Genomic DNA, 15,159 nt, shown 5'->3' on the forward strand with positions numbered 1-15,159 from the left:
ATCAGGCCCCCATCGCGTGGACGCCGCCGTCCACGTGGACGATCTCGCCCGTCGTCGCGGGGAACCAGTCCGACAGCAGCGCGACGCAGGCGCGGGCGGCCGGGACCGGGTCGTTGACGTCCCAGCCGAGCGGCGCGCGGTCGCCCCAGGTCTCCTCGAACTCCACGAAGCCCGGGATGCTCTTGGCCGCCATCGTGCGGATGGGCCCGGCCGCGACCAGGTTGACGCGGACGCCCTGCGGGCCGAGGTGGCGGGCCAGGTAGCGCGACACCGACTCGAACCCGGCCTTGGCCACGCCCATCCAGTCGTAGACCGGCCAGGCCTTGGTGGCGTCGAAGTCCAGGCCGACGATCGAGCCGCCCTCCTTCATCAGCGGCAGGCAGGCCACGGCCAGCGACTTCAGCGAGTACGTCGAGATCTGGACCGCCGTCGCGACGTCCTCCCAGGAGGTGTTGAGGAAGTTGCCGCCGAGCGCGGTCTGCGGGGCGAACCCGATCGCGTGCACGACGCCGTCGAGGCCGTCCAGGTGCTCGCCGACGCGGCCGGCCAGGCTGTCCAGGTGCTCCTGGTTCGTCACGTCGAGCTCCAGCACCGGCGGCGGCTCGGGCAGGCGCTTGGCGATGCGCTCGACCAGGCTCATCCGGCCGAACCCGGTCAGCACGATCTGGGCGCCCTCCTCCTGGGCGAGCCGGGCGACCGAGAACGCGATCGACGCGTCGGTGAGGACGCCGGTGATCAGCAGCCGCTTGCCGTCGAGAAGACCCATCAGTGCCCCATTCCCAGGCCGCCGTCCACCGGGACGACCGCCCCGGTGACGTAGGCGGCGTCGTCGCTTGCGAGGAACCGCACGACCCGGGCGACCTCCTCCGGGCTCGCCATCCGGCCGAGCGGGATGTTCTTGCGGATCTGCTCCTGGTACTCCTCGGCCAGCACCGCCGTCATGTCGGTCTGGACGAAGCCGGGCGCCACCACGTTCACGGTGATCCCGCGCGAGCCCAGCTCACGGGCGAGCGACCGGGCGAAGCCGATCAGCCCGGCCTTGGAGGCGGCGTAGTTGGTCTGCCCCGGTGAGCCCAGCATCGCCACGACCGACGAGATCAGCACGATGCGGCCGCGGCGCAGGCGCAGCATGCCCTTGGTGGCCCGCTTGGCCACCCGGTAGGCGCCGGTGAGGTTGGCGTCGACGACGGAGGTGAACGCCTCCTCCTTCATCATCGGCAGCAGCGTGTCCTTGGTGACGCCCGCGTTGGAGATCAGGACCTCGACCGGGCCCTGCTCCTCCTCGACCGCCTTGAACGCGGCCTCGACGTCCTCGGTGCTGGTCACGTCGCAACGCACCCCGAACAGCCCCTCGGGCGGCTCCCCCGACCGGTGCGTCACCGCGACCCTGTCTCCCGCCGCGGCCAGCTCTCTGGCGATGGCGAGGCCGATCCCCCGGTTGCCTCCGGTCACGAGCACGGAGCGACTCATACGTTGACCCCTTTCTACGCCGCCCAAGCTATCGGCTACCCACCGGTAAGCCCGTTGTCCGCAGGTCACAAGATCGCGGCACTAGGATCGTTGACATGCGCCAGATAGACCCGGACTTCACCGGCCTGCCGCTGCGCCGGCTCGCGGACGCCGCCCTGCAGCGCGCCCGCGACCTCGGGGCCGAGCACGCCGACTTCCGCCTGGAACGAGTCAGAGCCGAGACCCTGCGGCTCTACGACGCCCGCCTCGAGGGCTCCATCGACGCCGACGACCTCGGCTTCGCCGTACGCGTGGTCAAGGACGGCACCTGGGGCTTCGCCGCCGGGATCGACCTGACCCCCGAGTCGGCCGCCGCGGTCGCCGAGCAGGCGATCGAGGTCGCGCGGGTCGCCCGCGCGGTCAACCGCGAGCCCATCGAGCTGGCCCCCGAGCCCGTGTACGGCGAGGTCACCTGGGTCTCGGCCTACGACGTGGACCCCTTCGACGTGCCCTCCCGCGAGAAGGCCGACCTGCTGGCCGCCTGGAGCGCGGACCTGCTGGCCGACGACCGGGTGGACCACGTCAGCGCCTCCCTGATGCAGGTCAAGGAGCAGAAGTTCTACGCCGACCTGGCGGGCACGGTCACCACCCAGCAGCGCGTGCGCCTGCACCCGGCGCTCAACGCCATGAAGGTGGACGGCGACGGGCGCTTCGACGAGATGCGCACGCTCGCCCCGCCGGCCGGCCGCGGCTGGGAGTACCTCCAGGGCACCGGCTGGGACTGGCAGGACGAGCTGGCGCGGATCCCCGAGCTGCTGGCCGAGAAGCTGGCCGCCCCCTCGGTGGAGGCCGGGGCGTACGACCTGGTCGTGCACCCGTCGAACCTGTGGCTCACCATCCACGAGTCCATCGGCCACGCGACCGAGCTGGACCGGGCGCTGGGCTACGAGGCCGCCTACGCGGGCACCTCGTTCGCCACGTTCGACAACCTGGGCAAGCTCCAGTACGGCTCGGCCGTCATGAACGTCACCGGCGACCGCACGGCCGAGCACGGGCTCGCCACGATCGGCTGGGACGACGAGGGCGTCCAGACCAAGAAGTTCGACATCGTCAAGGACGGCATCCTGGTCGGCTACCAGCTCGACCGGCGCATGGCCGAGATGATGGACCTGGGGCACTCGAACGGCTGCGCGTTCGCCGACTCCCCCGGCCACATGCCGCTCCAGCGCATGGCCAACGTCTCGCTCCAGCCGATGGAGAACGGCCCGTCCACCGACGAGCTGATCGCCGGGGTCGAGCGCGGCATCTACGTCATGGGCGACAAGAGCTGGTCCATCGACATGCAGCGGTACAACTTCCAGTTCACCGGCCAGCGCTTCTACAAGATCACCAACGGGAAGCTGGACGGGCAGCTCCGCGACGTCGCCTACCAGGCCACCACCACCGACTTCTGGCGCTCGATGGAGGCGGTCGGCGGGCCGCAGACCTACGTCCTGGGCGGCGCCTTCAACTGCGGCAAGGGCCAGCCGGGGCAGGTCGCCCCGGTCAGCCACGGCTGCCCCACGGCGCTGTTCCGCGGAGTCCGCATTCTCAACACCGTGCAGGAGGGCGGCCGATGACGCCTCAGGAGACGGTCGAGCGCGCGCTGGAGCTGTCCGGCGCCGACCAGTGCATCGTGATCGCCGACGAGGGATCCACGGCCAACCTGCGGTTCGCGGGCAACACGCTCACGACCAACGGCGTGGCCCGGTCGGCCCAGCTCACCGTGATCTCGGTGGTGAACGGCTCCGCCGGCGTGGTCTCGCGCGCGGGCGTGCGGCCCGACCAGCTCGCCGACGTGGTGGCCGCCGCCGACAAGACCGCCCGCGAGGCCGCCCCCGCCGAGGACGCGCGCCCGCTGCTCGGCGACGCCACCTCCGCGACCTGGTCCGACGAGCCCTCCCGCACCTCGATCCAGGTCTTCGCCGACTTCGCGCCGGCCCTGGGCGAGGCGTTCGCCGCCGCCGAGTCGGGCGGGCGGCGCCTGTACGGCTTCGCCGAGCACACGGTCACCTCGACGTTCGTCGGCTCCTCCACGGGCCTGCGGCTGCGCCACGACCAGCCCACGGGCCGCCTGGAGCTGAACGCCAAGTCCGCCGACCTGGCCCGCTCGGCCTGGGGCGGCGTGGCCACGCGCGACTTCTCCGACGTCAACGTCCAGGAGCTCGCCGACGGCCTGGCCAAGCGGCTCGACTGGGCCAAGCGCCGGATCGACCTGCCGGCCGGCCGCTACGAGACGCTGCTGCCGCCGAGCGCCGTCGCCGACCTGATGATCTACCTGTACTGGACGGCGGGGGCGCGCGACGCCTTCGACGGCCGCACGGTGTTCTCCAAGCCGGGCGGCGGCACGCGGGTGGGCGAGTCCCTGTCCCCCACCCCGCTGCGGCTCTACAGCGACCCGTCGGCCGCGGGCATCGAGTGCGCGCCGTTCGTGGTCGCCCACGCCTCCAGCCGCGACTCCTCGGTCTTCGACAACGGCCTGCCCCTCGGGCCGGTGGACTGGATCCGCGACGGCGAGCTGAAGGCGCTGCTGCAGACCCGCCACAGCGCCGAGCTGACCGGCCTGCCGGTGACCCCCTCGGTGGACAACCTGATCATGCGGGGCCCGGACGGCGGCCGCTCGCTGGAGGAGATGATCGCCTCCACCGAGCGCGGCCTGCTGCTCACCTGCCTGTGGTACATCCGCGAGGTGGACCCGCAGAGCCTCCTGCTCACCGGCCTCACCCGCGACGGCGTCTACCTGGTCGAGAACGGCGAGGTCGTCGGCGAGGTGAACAACTTCCGCTTCAACGAGAGCCCGGTGGACCTGCTGCGCCGCCTGTCGGAGGTCGGCGTCAGCGAGCAGACCCTCCCCCGCGAGTGGAACGACTACTTCACCCGCACGATCATGCCCCCGGTCCGCGTCCCGGACTTCAACATGTCCACGGTGAGCCAGGCCTCCTGACGGCCCGCGCCCCACGCCGTACGGCGGAGCCCCGCGCCGGGCTCCGCCGTACGGCGTTCCGGGCCTGTCTCCCGGAGGACCCCGGCGAGTGTCCGGAGGACCCCGGCGAGTGTCCGGAAGGCCGTCAGGGGCCCGGAAAGGCCGCACGCGGCCCTCGGCCACCGGGGGCCCGTCCCGGGGCGTCAGGCGGCGGGCTCGCGGAGGGGGATCTCGCGGACCTCGCCGTACCGCTTGCCGAGGACGAGGCGGGCCGGGCCGCCGCGCAGGTCGTAGACCACCGACCAGCGGGTGTGGCCCTGCGCCAGGTTCTCCAGCAGGTCCATCGACCCGCGCCAGTCCAGGACGCCGGACGTGGCCGACAGGCGGGCCTCGGCGCGGTGGAAGCGATCGTCCTGGGCGCTCGCGGGCCGGCCGTACTGGAGCGTGTTGGTCAGGGTCTGCCAGCGGTTCTCCGGCTCGATGACCCGCGTCTCGCCGTCGATGTACTCCACCACGGCGGAGCGGCCGGTCGCGTCGGCGATCAGGTAGTGGATCCGCGGGCCCCCGCCGAAGTCCAGGTCGTAGCGGCGCATGAGGGCGATCGCCTCGTCCACGGTGGCGGCGCGGTCCAGCACGATGCGGATGACGCGCTCGCCGCCGACGGTGACCTTGCCCGGGCGGGGCGAGGGCCGCGAGTCGCCGGGAACGGCCGCCATGCCGATGGCCAGGCCCTTCTCGTTCACGCCGTCGAACGGCGCGAGCACGCCGTGGGCCAGCCTGCGGCGCACGACCGGGTCGGACAGGTCGGCCCGGCCCATCCCGTCGGGGAGCAGGTAGCCGACGTCCATCAGGGACATCGAGGCGTACCCGTCGGGCGGGTCGGCGCGGACCAGGATGGCCGGGCGGTCGCGCCAGTCGAAGTTGCGGCCGAACATCGGGCGCTCCCGGTCGCCCGCCGCGACGAACAGCGAGCACGCCCACGACCTCGCCCGCGACCGGTCGGCCAGGTCCGCGTCCTCCAGCGGGGCCTCCAGGTCGTACCCGCCGTGGTAGGTGATGGAGTACAGCGGGTGCCGCTCGTCGAGGACGCGCAGGCTGGCGGCGGTCCTGGCGACCTCCTCGGGGGTCTGCCTGAGCACCTCCGCGCCCGAGGCCCGGGCGGTCGCGGCGGCCCGCGGGGCGGCGTGCCCGGCGCCCGGCCCGGCCCCCGGTTCGGAGCGCGGCGGGGCGCCGCCCGCGCACCCGGCGGACAGCGCCACGAGGAACGCCGCGAGCAGGACGGGGGCCCGCCGCCGGCGCGGTGAGTCGATCACGCCTCAAGCGTGCTTCACCGGGGCCCGCCGGGGCAACGCCCCAGCGGGCCCTTTCCGGCCTCTTCCGGCACCCTCCCGGCCGCCCTCCCGGCGGGGCCCTCCCGGCGGGGCCCTCCCGTCGGGGCCCTCATGGCGGTCCGCCCGGCGGGTCCGCCCGGCGCGCTTCCCGGCGTGCTTCCCGGCGCGGCGGGGACCCGCCGCGGAGCCCGCGCCGGGACGGGTCAGGCCGAGTCCTCCAGGCGGAAGCCGACCTTCAGGCCGACCTGGAAGTGGGCGACCTCGCCGTCCACGATCTGGCCGCGGATCTCGGTCACCTCGAACCAGTCCAGGTGGCGCAGGGTCTCCGCGGCGCGGCGCAGCCCGTTGCGGACGGCCTGGTCCACGCTCTCCGGCGACGTGCCCACGATCTCGGTCACACGGTAGGTGCGGTCGGTCATCTCACCCTCCTCATCAGTCCCCCGGATCCCATGCTCCCACCAGGAGGGATTACCGTGGAGAGGTGAGGTTGTGGCGGAGAAGGCCCGAAGTGCACACGGTCACCGACGCGGCGCCGTCGCTGACGGCCGACATCGGCCACCGGGAGCGGCGATATCTCATCCAGATGGGGATCCGCACGCTCTGCCTGGTGCTGGCCGTCGTGGTGGACCACCCCGTGCGCTGGGTGTTCGCCGTCGGCGCCATCGTCTTGCCGTACTTCGCCGTGATCTTTGCCAACGGCGGACGCGAGCCCTCGAACGTCCCGGACATGTCGGCCTTCGAGGCTCCCGAATCCCCCCAAAACGAGATTCCGCGCCACCGACGCGAGATCGGGTCGTGACAAAGTCTTGACGCACCCCATGGGGAGTAGGTGTACGATTTGCATCAAGCGCTCTGGTCCCCCGTCGGAGCGCTTGATGCCGGCGTTCCGGGCCCCCGTCGGAACGCCGATGATGCGACGCCGGGTGGTTTGCCCCCGTAACCACCCGGCGTCGCCCTTTTCCCAGACACCCTCCGGTCGGCCCTCGAATCGATGGTTGACCAGCGGGGACGCGGCCCCTCCGGCGTCCCTCCCGGCCCGGGGTAAGGACACTCTGGCCTCCACGCCACAGCCGCACCGGAAGATCTCCCGGATCCCGTGGCCCCCGGACGCCGACGGCAGTGAGAATCGCTGTCAATAGCGGAGTTCGAGCGGTCAGAAGTCGTATTTACCGGAAATTCTTCTGGCCCGGCTTCCGGTAAACGATTGCGACGCGAGGAATTCCTCCGGCGCGATCTTTCCCCTCTCCCCGCCCTCGCCGCCGGGCCGCTCCGCGCCCCGCGCCTTCCCGCCGCCGCCCTCCGCCACCCGGCCCGGCCGGGACCTCCCGCCGGGGACCCGCGCCACGCGGTTTCCCGCCCTCCCCCGGACACCGCCGCGCCCGCCGCGACGGGGAAGAGCTGGGGCGAAGCCGTACACCACGGGCCCGCCCGCGCGGGGCCCGATTCGAGGGGGCGGCCTCGGCCGGCGTAATCGGCCGCCATTAGCCGGGCCGGGCCGCCGCCCATTCCCCGGGCCTTCGCCGCGCTTTCCCTTTCCGCTCCGCCCGCCCCGCCGGCCGCTCCGATCGCCGTTCATCCCCGGCCCGGCTCCGCGACGCGCGAGGCCGTACGGCACGGCTCGGGACGCTGCCCGCCGCGTCCTTAACTCGCTTTTCGCGGTGTCTTGGTGTGCTCGTCCCACAACACCCGATACGGAGGAGTCCGAGGATGGCGTTCAGCCGACGGATGAGGATCGTGCTGGCGGGGGCGGGGATCGCCGCCGGGGTCGGGATGGGGGGAGGCGCGGCGTCCGCCGACCCCGACGCCGGGCAGGTCCGGCTGCGGATCGTGGAGCAGGCCTCCGCCCCCGCGCCCTGCCCCGACCACCCGGCCGGGACCGCGAACGCGGCGGCCGCGGACGCGCGATGAGCGCGGACCGGCGGGGACCGGGCGGGCCCTGGGCCGTGCCGGAGGCGGCGCTCGTCGAGCGGGCGCTGTTCGAGGTGAAGCGGATCATCGTGGGCCAGGACCGGATGGTGGAGCGGCTGCTGATCGCGGCGCTCGCCGGCGGGCACTGCCTGCTGGAGGGGGCGCCGGGGGTCGCCAAGACCCTCGCCGCCGAGAGCCTGGCCACGGTGGTGGGCGGGACGTTCTCGCGGATCCAGTTCACCCCGGACCTGGTGCCCGCCGACATCGTGGGCACCCGCGTCTACCGGCCCTCGGCCGAGGAGTTCGACATCGAGCTCGGGCCGGTCATGGCCAACGTGGTGCTGGCCGACGAGATCAACCGGGCGCCCGCCAAGGTGCAGTCCGCGCTGCTGGAGGTGATGGCCGAGGGCAAGGTGAGCATCGGGGGGCGGGACTTCCCCGTCCCCCGGCCGTTCCTGGTGCTGGCCACGCAGAACCCGGTCGAGTCCGAGGGGGTCTACCCCCTGCCCGAGGCCCAGCGCGACCGGTTCCTGATGAAGGTGGACGTCGGCTACCCGGAGGAGCCGGAGGAGCTGGCGATCCTCTACCGGATGAGCGTGGACCCTCCGCGCGCGTCCCGGGTCCTGGACACCGAGCTGCTCACCGCGCTGCGCCGTACGGCGGAGCTGGTGTTCGTGCACGACGCCGTCGCCCGGTACGCCGTCCGGCTCGTCGCCGTGACGCGCGACCCGGCGGCGTACGGCCTGCCCGAGATCGCCCGGCACATCGCCTACGGCGCGAGCCCCCGCGCCACGCTCGGCCTGGTCGCGGCGGCGCGCGCGCTGGCCCTGCTGCGGGACCGCGAGTACGTGCTGCCGGTGGACGTGCGGGACCTGGCGGCCGAGGTGATCGCGCACCGGCTCGTGCTGACGTTCGACGCCCTCGCCGACGGGGTGACCGGCCAGGCGCTGGTCCGCCGGGTGCTGGCCGCGACCCCGATGCCGCACATCGCGCCCCGCGACCCGGCCGGGACGGGCGAGCCCCCGGAGCACGGGGAGCCCGGCGAGCACGGGGAGGCCGTCGCGTGAGCGGGAACGAGACCACCGCGCGGCCCGTCGGCCCCGCCACCGAGCGGGCGCTGCGCCGGCTGGAGCTGACCGTGACCCGGCGGCTCGACGGCCTGCTCCAGGGCGACCACCTCGGGCTGCTCCCCGGCCCGGGCAGCGAGCCCGCCGAGGGCCGCGCGTACGTCCCCGGCGACGACGTGCGCGCCATGGACTGGAACCTCACCGCCCGCGCGAACGCGCCGCACGTGCGCGACCGGGTCGCGGACCGGGAGCTGGAGACGTGGCTGCTCGTGGACGCCACCGCGAGCATGGACTTCGGCACCGGCCTGATGGAGAAGCGGGACCTGGCGCTGGCCGCGGTGGCCGCCGTCGGCTTCCTGGCGCAGCGCTCGGGAAATCGCGTCGGCGCGCAGATCATGCACGCCTCCGGCGCCCGCCGGATACCCGCCCGCCCCGGTCGCGCCCACCTGCTGGCGCTGCTGCGCGCCCTGGTGGAGACGCCCCGGTCCGAGCCGGCCCCGCGCCCTCCCGGGCTGGGGCCGGGCGCCGTGCTGCTCAGCCGTACGGCGTCGCGGCGCGGCCTGGCGGTCGTCGTCTCCGACTTCCTGGAGCCGGTGGAGTCGTGGGCGCGGCCGCTGCGGCTGCTGGCCCGGCGGCACCAGGTGCTCGCCGCGGAGGTGCTCGACCCGCGCGAGCTGACCCTGCCCGACGTGGGCCTGCTCGCGGTCGTGGACCCCGAGACGGGCCGCAGGCGGGAGGTGCCGACGGCGAGCAGGCGGCTGCGCGAGCGCTACGCCGCCGCGGCCCTGGCCCAGCGCGAGGCGATCGCCCGGGCGGTGCGGGACGCGGGCGCGGCCCACCTGCGGCTGCGCACCGACGGCGACTGGATGCGCGAGGTCGTGCGCCACGTGCGCGCCCAGCGGCGCCTGGCCGCCGCCCGCCCCGCCCCCCGGCCGGGAGGCGGCGCGGCATGACATCCCCCGCTCCCCCTCCCGGAGGTGGTCCGCGATGACGTTCCTCGCGCCCGCGCGCCTGGCGCTGCTGCTCCTGCCGGCCCTCCTGCTCGCGGTGTACGTGCTGGCGCAGGCGCGGCGGGGCCGGTACGCCGTGCGGTTCACCAACCTGGCGCTGCTCGACAAGGTGGCCCCGCTACGGCCGGGCTGGCGGCGGCACGCCCCCGCGGCGGCGTTCCTGCTGATGATGATGCTGTTCGTGACCGGGTTCGCGCGTCCGGCGGCCGACCTGCGGGTGCCGCGCGAGCAGGCCACGGTCATGGTCGCGGTGGACGTGTCCAACTCGATGGAGGCCACCGACGTCGCGCCCGACCGGTTCACCGCCGCCCGGCGGGCCGCCGGGGCGTTCGTCGCCGAGCTGCCCGAGCGGTTCAACGTGGGCCTGGTCGCGTTCTCCGGGTCCGCCTCGGTCGTGGTCGCGCCCACCACCGACCGCCGCGCCGTCCAGGCCGGGCTCGACCGGCTGACGCTCGGCCCCGGCACCGCGATCGGCGAGGGCGTGCTCGCCTCGCTCCAGGCGGTCTCCGCCTTCGGCGCGCAGTACGGCGACGCCGCCCCGCCCGCGCGGATCGTCCTGCTCTCCGACGGGAGCAACACCTCGGGGCGGCCGATCGAGGAGGCCGCCCGGCGGGCCGCCGCCACCGGCGTGCCGGTCTCGGCGATCGCCTACGGCACCCCCGGCGGGGAGATCCTCAGCCAGGGCCGGGCGATCCCCGTCCCGGCGGACGGCCCCGCCCTGGAGTCCCTGGCCCAGGCCACCGGCGGCCGCTTCTACGAGGCCGCCACCGGCGAGGAGCTGAACCGGGTCTACGAGGACATCGGCTCCAGCGTCGGATACCGCACCGAGCGCCAGGAGATCTGGCCGTGGTTCACCGCGGCCGGACTCGCCTGCGCCTGCGCGGCCGCGGCGGCGTCCCTGGTCTGGTTCTCCCGCCTCCCCTGATCCCGCTGATCCGCCATCCCGCCGGCCCCCGCTGATCCCGCATCCGATCCCGTGCCCGATCCCTCGCATCCGTCTTCCGGAAGGAGCCGCCCATGACAGCGACCCCGCCGCCCGGCGCCGTCGCGGACGCCCCGCTGGGGCTCGGAGAGCCGCGCGGGCCCGACTTCGTCTCCCCGCCCCCCGCGCCCGCTCCGCCGCCCGCCCCGCCGTACGGCCCTCCCCCGGAGCCGGAATCGGGGCCGGGGCCTTCGGCGGGCCCGCCGCGCGGGAGGGGACGGGTCCTCGCCGCCGCCGTGGTGACGGCCGCGCTGGTCGGCGGGGCGGCCGGGGTGGCCGGCGCGCGCCTCGGCGGCGAGAGCCCGGCCGGGCCCGCCCAGTCGGCGGCGGGCCCGGTCAGCGCCCCGGGTGACCTGAGCGACATGGCCGCGCGGGTACGGCGGAGCGTGGTGTCGGTGGAGGTGCGGTCGGGGTCCTCGCGCGGCGCCGGTTCCGGGTTCGTGATCGACGGGGCCGGGCACGTGCTGACCAACGCGCACGTGGTGGACGGCGGCGGCGAGGTGACCGTGGTGCTGCCGGACCGGCGGCGGCTGCCCGCCACCGTCGTGGGCGCGGACCCGGCGCAGGACATCGCGGTGCTGGCGGTCGAGCCCGCCGACAGCCCGCCCCCGCTGACCATGGGCCGCTCGGCCGACGTGCGGGTGGGCGACCCGGTGCTGGCGATCGGCTCGCCGCTGGGGCTGGCCGGCACGGTGACCGCCGGGATCGTCAGCGCCCTGGACCGGCGCGTCCCGCTGGGCGGCGGGCGCGCGGCCGTGGTGCAGACCGACGCCTCGATCAACCCGGGCAACTCCGGCGGGCCGCTCGTCAACGCGCGCGGCGAGGTGATCGGGGTCAACACGGCGATGGTGAGCCGGGGCGGCTCGGGCTCGATCGGCATCGGGTTCGCGATCCCGGCCGACCGCGCCGTCGAGGTCGCCCGCCGGCTCATAGGCTGAATCCGATCGATCTACGTCCCCCCGGGAGGTGGGCGGTGCGCGTTCTCGTGGTCGAGGACGAGGAGGACCTCGTCGAGGCGCTGCGCTTCGGGCTGGCGCGCGCCGGATACGCGGTGGACGCCGCGTACGACGTGGCGCAGGCGACGGAGAAGCTGTACGCCGCGTCGTACGACCTGATGGTGCTGGACCTGAACCTGCCCGACGGCGACGGCATGGACTTCTGCCGGGCCATCCGCGAGGGCGCGCTGAACGGCGAGGCCGGGCCGGACCTGCGCATCCTGATGCTGACGGCGCGGGACCGGCTGGCCGACCGGGTGCGCGGGCTCGACGAGGGCGCCGACGACTACCTGGTCAAGCCGTTCGCGTTCCCCGAGCTGCTGGCCCGGGTGCGGGCCCTGCTGCGGCGCGACAGCGGCGGCGGCTCCGCCGTCTGGACGTACGGCGAGCTGCGGCTCGACACCTCGCGGCACGAGGCGTTCCGGGCGGACCGGCGGCTGCGGCTCACGCCGAAGGAGTTCGGGGTGCTGCGCTACCTGATGTCGCGTCCGGGCGAGGTGGTCTCCACCGAGGAACTGCTCGAACACGTCTGGGACGAGCACGCCGACCCCTTCACCAACACCGTGCGCGTGACCGTGGGCACGCTGCGGCGCAAGCTGAGCGGCGACGACGAGGAGCCGCTGATCGAGACCCTGGTACGGCGGGGCTACCGGCTCCGGGAGGCGGCGCGATGAACGGCGCGGCGGACGGCGGGACGAAGCGGTGAACGGCGCGGCGCACGGCAGGATGAGGGGGCTGACCCGGCGGCTGCCGGCCTTCGCCCAGACCGTCCGGTTCCGGCTGACCGTGATGTACTCCACGCTGCTGTTCGTGCTGACCGCCCTCGTGCTGGGCGGGGTCTACGCCGCCGTGGCGTACGGCACCGACGCCCGCCCGATCGAGAAGACCTTCCCCGCCGAGAAGGTGGTGGAGTACCCCGACGGCAGGCGGCTGGAGACCGGGCAGCTCGTGGAGGTGGTCAAGGCGGCGCACGTGGCCGACGCGATCGCCTACGAGACCCTGCGCACGGTCAAGCACTACTCCCTGGCGATGCTGGGCGGGCTGTTCGTGGCGAGCCTGGGCATCGGCTGGGTGCTGTCGGGGCGGGCGCTGCGGCCGGTGAGCGCGATCACCCGGGCGGCGGCCGAGATCCAGGCCACCGACCTGTCGCGGCGGATCCGCCTGGACGGCCCGGCCGACGAGCTGCGCTCCCTGGCCGACACGATCGACTCCATGCTCGACCGCCTCGACGGCGCGTTCCAGGCGCAGCGGCGGCTCATCGACGACGCCTCGCACGAGCTGCGCAGCCCGCTGGCGATCATCCGGGCGAACCTCGACGCGGTGCTCGCCGACCCCGACGCCACCGACGCCGACCGGCGGCGGGCCGCGCAGATCATCGACCGCGCCACCACGCGGATGACCCGGCTCGTGGAGGACCTGCTGGCCACCGCCCGCCGGTCGGCCCCGGCGCTGGAGGACGACGACGTGGACCTTTCGGTGGTGGCGCGCGAGGCGGCCGAGGAGTTCGAGCCGCTGGCCGCCGCCAGGGACGTGGCCATCGACCGGCGCCTCGGCGACGGCCTGACCGCCGTCGGCGACCACGACGCGCTCCGCCGGGCCGTCGGCAACCTGCTGTCCAACGCCGTACGGCTCGCGCCCGCCGGCTCGCGGATCCTCGTCGCCGCCGGGAGCGCCGGGGACTGGCGCTGGATCGCGGTCAGGGACGCGGGCCCGGGCATCTCCCCCGACGACCAGCCGCGCGTCTTCGACCGGTTCTGGCGCGGCCCCGAGGACCGGCGCGCCAGGTCCCCCGACCGCCGGACGGGCCTGGGACTGGCCATCGTCCGCCACATCGCCGAGTCCCACGGCGGCCGGGTCGGCCTGCACTCGGTGCCGGCCCGGGGCAGCACCTTCACCCTGTGGCTCCCGTCCGCCCCCGGCGCCGGCGCCCCGCCCGACCTCGACTCCCCGCCCGGCCTCGACCCGCCCTCCCCCGGCCCGCCGTACGCCCCGGGCACGGTGGAACGGGCGCGGCGGGGCGGGGCCGTGCCGCGCGAGACCCGGCCGTGACGGGACGGGGGATGATCGTCGTGAGAACGTAATTCGATTGCGGGCAGGACGGCCGATCTGGCCTCATTGGGGACCACGCCGAACGAGAGGGGGCGAATACGCGATGTCGTACAGCACGGTGACGGCCGGGCGGGTGCCCGTGAGGATGTGGGCGGACCCCGCGACCGTCGAGGAACAGGCGATGGGGCAACTGCGCAACGTGGCGAACCTGCCGTGGGTGCACGGCGTCGCGGTGATGCCGGACGTGCACTACGGGAAGGGCGCGACCGTCGGCTCGGTCATCGCGATGCGCCAGGCGGTCTCGCCCTCGGCGGTCGGCGTGGACATCGGCTGCGGCATGACCGCGGTGCGGACGAGCTGGACCACCGACCGGCTGCCGGACAGCCTGCGGCACCTGCGGTCCAAGCTGGAGGAGGCCGTCCCCGTCGGGTACCACGCGCACAAGCGGCCGGTGAACATCGGCCGGCTGCACGGGTTCGCCACGAGCGACTGGGCCCGGTTCTGGGCGGGCTTCGACGACCTGGCCCCGGCCGTACGGCACCGCAGGGACCGGGCCGAGGTCCAGATGGGCACGCTCGGCGGCGGCAACCACTTCCTGGAGGTGTGCGCCGACGACGAGGGCCGGGTCTGGGTGGTCCTGCACTCCGGGTCGCGCAACATCGGCAAGGAGCTGGCGGAGCACCACATCGAGCAGGCCATGCGGCTGCCGCACAACCAGGACCTGCCCGACCGGGACCTGGCGGTGTTCGTGTCCGGCACGCCCCAGATGGACGCCTACCGGCGCGACCTGTTCTGGGCGCAGGACTACGCCCGCCGCAACCGCGCGCTCATGCTGGCCCTCGTCTGCGACGTGCTCCGCCGCCAGCTCCGGGGCATCACCTTCGACGAGCCCATCTCCTGCCACCACAACTACGTGGCCGAGGAGACCTACGACGGGGTGGACGTGCTCGTGACCCGCAAGGGGGCGATCCGGGCGGGACGCGGTGAGCTGGGGATCATCCCGGGGTCCATGGCCACCGGCACGTACATCGTGCGCGGCAAGGGCAACCCCGAGGCGTTCAACTCGGCCTCGCACGGCGCGGGGCGGCGGATGAGCCGGGCCAAGGCCAAGCGGACCTTCAGCCTGGAGGACCTGGCCGCGCAGACGGCCGGCGTCGAGTGCCGCAAGGACGCCGGGGTGATCGACGAGATCCCCGGGGCCTACAAGGACCTGGAGTCCGTCATGGCCGCCCAGACCGACCTGGTCGAGGTGGTCGCCCACCTCCGCCAGCTCATCTGCGTCAAGGGCTGACGCGGGGGCCGCTCACGGGCGCCCCCCGGGAACCGCTCAGGGATGCTGAAACGCGACAGGAAAGGCGAGGGCCGCCCGGATCTCTCCGGACGGCCCTCGCCTATCCCTTCACTGA

The 15,159-nt window shown here is 74.5% G+C and carries 15 protein-coding genes; 11 read left to right on the forward strand and 4 right to left on the reverse strand.

Translation table 11 applies throughout. The annotated features are described in order from the left end of the window. Nucleotide 1: 1 nt before the first annotated feature. Nucleotides 2–766, reverse strand: coding sequence for an enoyl-ACP reductase FabI (gene fabI, locus D5H75_RS04615; protein WP_202637800.1), 765 nt, complete (start codon nt 764–766; stop codon nt 2–4). Beyond that, nucleotides 766–1,470 carry a beta-ketoacyl-ACP reductase gene (fabG, locus tag D5H75_RS04620; RefSeq protein ID WP_119925019.1) on the reverse strand — a complete coding sequence of 235 codons (705 nt, stop codon included), beginning with the start codon at nt 1,468–1,470 and terminating at the stop codon, nt 766–768. The genes fabI and fabG overlap by 1 nt, the downstream gene beginning before the upstream one ends. Nucleotides 1,471–1,565: 95 nt before the next feature. Between fabG and D5H75_RS04625 the strand changes: the two genes are divergently transcribed. Beyond that, entirely contained in the window at nt 1,566–3,068 is a 1,503-nt protein-coding gene (locus tag D5H75_RS04625; RefSeq protein ID WP_119925020.1) for a TldD/PmbA family protein, read from the forward strand. Then, nucleotides 3,065–4,432, forward strand: coding sequence for a metallopeptidase TldD-related protein (locus D5H75_RS04630; RefSeq protein ID WP_119925021.1), 1,368 nt, complete (start codon nt 3,065–3,067; stop codon nt 4,430–4,432). The genes D5H75_RS04625 and D5H75_RS04630 overlap by 4 nt, the downstream gene beginning before the upstream one ends. Nucleotides 4,433–4,614: 182 nt before the next feature. On the opposite strand, the gene D5H75_RS43950 is transcribed toward D5H75_RS04630, so the two are convergent. Then, a complete protein-coding gene (locus D5H75_RS43950) occupies nt 4,615–5,724 on the reverse strand; it encodes a linear amide C-N hydrolase (protein WP_119925022.1) in 1,110 nt (369 codons plus the stop codon). Nucleotides 5,725–5,945: 221 nt separating this feature from the next. Further along, nucleotides 5,946–6,161, reverse strand: a complete 216-nt coding sequence (locus tag D5H75_RS04640) for a dodecin (protein WP_119925023.1) — start codon at nt 6,159–6,161, stop codon at nt 5,946–5,948. Between the two features lie 89 nt (nt 6,162–6,250). Between D5H75_RS04640 and D5H75_RS04645 the strand changes: the two genes are divergently transcribed. The 9 genes from D5H75_RS04645 (at nt 6,251) to D5H75_RS04685 (ending at nt 15,044) form a co-directional block, all read left to right on the forward strand. Continuing rightward, nucleotides 6,251–6,541 (forward strand): DUF3099 domain-containing protein, encoded by a 291-nt coding sequence (locus D5H75_RS04645; protein ID WP_242453970.1) that lies wholly within the window; start codon nt 6,251–6,253, stop codon nt 6,539–6,541. Between the two features lie 908 nt (nt 6,542–7,449). Further along, nucleotides 7,450–7,650 (forward strand): hypothetical protein, encoded by a 201-nt coding sequence (locus D5H75_RS04650; RefSeq protein ID WP_147425063.1) that lies wholly within the window; start codon nt 7,450–7,452, stop codon nt 7,648–7,650. After that, complete coding sequence (locus tag D5H75_RS04655) at nt 7,647–8,717, forward strand: AAA family ATPase (protein WP_119925026.1); 1,071 nt, start codon at nt 7,647–7,649, stop codon at nt 8,715–8,717. The genes D5H75_RS04650 and D5H75_RS04655 overlap by 4 nt, the downstream gene beginning before the upstream one ends. Continuing rightward, entirely contained in the window at nt 8,714–9,670 is a 957-nt protein-coding gene (locus D5H75_RS04660; RefSeq protein ID WP_119925027.1) for a DUF58 domain-containing protein, read from the forward strand. Before D5H75_RS04655 ends, D5H75_RS04660 begins: the two co-directional genes overlap by 4 nt. Nucleotides 9,671–9,704: 34 nt before the next feature. Further along, entirely contained in the window at nt 9,705–10,652 is a 948-nt protein-coding gene (locus D5H75_RS04665; RefSeq protein ID WP_119925028.1) for a VWA domain-containing protein, read from the forward strand. A gap of 92 nt (nt 10,653–10,744) precedes the next feature. Further along, nucleotides 10,745–11,647: a S1C family serine protease gene (locus D5H75_RS04670; RefSeq protein WP_119925029.1), complete on the forward strand. Its 903-nt coding sequence runs from the start codon at nt 10,745–10,747 to the stop codon at nt 11,645–11,647. Nucleotides 11,648–11,682: 35 nt separating this feature from the next. Continuing rightward, a complete protein-coding gene (locus D5H75_RS04675) occupies nt 11,683–12,378 on the forward strand; it encodes a response regulator transcription factor (RefSeq protein ID WP_202637801.1) in 696 nt (231 codons plus the stop codon). 52 nt (nt 12,379–12,430) lie between these two features. Beyond that, nucleotides 12,431–13,753, forward strand: a complete 1,323-nt coding sequence (locus D5H75_RS04680; RefSeq protein WP_119925225.1) for a sensor histidine kinase — start codon at nt 12,431–12,433, stop codon at nt 13,751–13,753. 103 nt (nt 13,754–13,856) lie between these two features. Further along, nucleotides 13,857–15,044, forward strand: a complete 1,188-nt coding sequence (locus D5H75_RS04685) for an RtcB family protein (RefSeq protein WP_119925030.1) — start codon at nt 13,857–13,859, stop codon at nt 15,042–15,044. The last annotated feature ends 115 nt before the right edge of the window (nt 15,045–15,159 follow it).

Source organism: Bailinhaonella thermotolerans (assembly GCF_003594875.1).
GTDB lineage: Bacteria > Actinomycetota > Actinomycetes > Streptosporangiales > Streptosporangiaceae > Bailinhaonella > Bailinhaonella thermotolerans.